This is a genomic window from Acrocarpospora macrocephala, assembly GCF_009687865.1.
In the GTDB taxonomy this organism is placed as follows: Bacteria; Actinomycetota; Actinomycetes; order Streptosporangiales; family Streptosporangiaceae; genus Acrocarpospora; species Acrocarpospora macrocephala.
In genome coordinates, this window is the sequence record NZ_BLAE01000101.1 from 31,022 (window position 1) to 32,037 (window position 1,016).

Consider the following 1,016-nt stretch of genomic DNA (forward strand, 5'->3'; position numbering starts at 1 on the left):
CCTCCCGAACCCACATCATCGCAGCCGACTCCGGCAGCCAATCCGGCAGCCAATCCGGCAGCGAATCCGGCACGAGCGGCGGCACCTCGCGTTCCGGCCCAGCACATCCCGCAACGACGCGCTCCAGTCCCGCCCAGGCCACCGGGGCCACCGGGGCCACCGCTCAACCCGCCAACACCCAGGTCGGCCCTGCCCAGGTCGGCCCTGCCCAGGTCGGCCCTGCCCAGGTCGGCCCTGCCCAGGTCAGCCCTGCCCAGCAGCCCGGTGTCCGGCCCTCTGGTATCCGACCCTCCAGCGGCCACCGGCCCTGGCCCGAATCCGGGCGAGGGTCCTGTGGCAGCGGGCGCGAGAGCGACCCTCGTGCTCAACAGGCCGGTGATGGTGCCTGGGAGACAGGTCAACGTGCCCGGGAAACTCAACGTGGCCGGGAAACCGGTCAGTGTGCCGATATGGCCGGTCACGCTGCCCGGGAGGCTGATTGGGGTGTCTGGAGGGCTGATCACGTTTGCGGGGAGGCTGAGTGGGGTGCCGGTCACGGGCGGGGGACCAGGCCCGATCAGCGTGCTGGTGCTGGTGCTGGTGCTGGTGCTGGTGATGTGGGGTGCGGGGATCACCCTGACCGCTCTGACCGCTCTGACCGCTCTGACCGCTCTGACCGCTCTGACCGCTCTGACCGCTCTGACCGCTCTGACCGCTCTGACCGCTCTGACCGCTCTGACCGCTCTGACCGCTCCGACCGTTCTGATCGTTCTGGCTGTTCTGATCATCCGGATCCGGGTTTGGCCGGTGCGGCGCTACGGGACTTGCTGCGCCGGGCCGAGGCGCTCACCGCCGCCGGGTCGCCGGTGCCCTGCGACGCCGAGACGGCGATGGCCGAGATCGTGGCCTGGTCGCGGCTGATCGATCGGGCTGAGGCGGCGATCGCGGTCCGGCTGGCCGTGGCCGAGGCCGGGAAAGGCCAGCAGCTGTTCGGGCGGCGTACGCTCGGGGCGTGGCTGGCCGCGGCCACCGGCTCC

The 1,016-nt window shown here is 71.7% G+C and carries 1 protein-coding gene; it reads left to right on the forward strand.

Translation table 11 applies throughout. From position 1 onward, the window contains the following. Positions 1–779: 779 nt before the first annotated feature. A partial coding sequence (locus Amac_RS50020) for a hypothetical protein (protein ID WP_155361470.1) occupies positions 780–1,016 on the forward strand: 237 nt, incomplete at its 3' end.